At 65.7% G+C, this 563-nt stretch carries 1 pseudogene and 1 other annotated feature; the pseudogene reads right to left on the reverse strand.

Going from position 1 to position 563, the window contains the following annotated elements:
• Positions 1–507: pseudogene (locus PKF00_RS45010) on the reverse strand (transposase); the annotation flags it as partial.
• Positions 110–226 (reverse strand) — a sequence feature (AL1L pseudoknot). Its footprint overlaps the pseudogene before it by 117 nt.
• Positions 508–563 lie beyond the last annotated feature (56 nt).

Raw genomic sequence — 563 nt, forward strand, 5'->3', positions numbered from 1 at the left:
TCGCCTCGAACACGCGCCGGATCTCCACCTTCAGGGCCTCGTCCATCTTCGCCCGCGCCGGAAGCCGGTCCGGATCGCGCCGCCGGGCGGCATGCTCGCGATAGGTCGACGGGGAGATCGTCAAGACCCGGCAGATCGGCTCGACCCCATGCGCCTCGCGATGCTCATCGATGAAATCGGTCATGGCTTGTACCGGCGGTCGAGCTCCGCCTGGGCAAAATAAGCTGAGGCCTTGCGCAGAATCTCGTTGGCCTGGCGCAGTTCGCGGTTCTCGCGCTCCAGGGCCCGGATGCGCTCGCGATCCTCGCTCGTCAACCCCGGCCGCGTCCCGCCGTCACGTTCAGCCTGGCGAACCCAGCGCCGCAGCGCCTCGGTCGAACAGCCGATCTTCCCCGCGACCGAACAGATCGCCTCCCACTCGGAGGCATGATCGCCCCGATGATCCAAAACCAGCCGGACAGCCCGCTCGCGAACCTCCGCTGGATATCGTGTCGTTTGTCGTTCCATAATAGCTCCGACTTTTCACAAGTCGGAGCCTCCGGAAAACCCGGGGCGGTTCAGGA

Origin of the sequence: Streptosporangium carneum, assembly GCF_027922005.1 — a bacterium.
Classification (GTDB): Bacteria; Actinomycetota; Actinomycetes; order Streptosporangiales; family Streptosporangiaceae; genus Streptosporangium; species Streptosporangium carneum.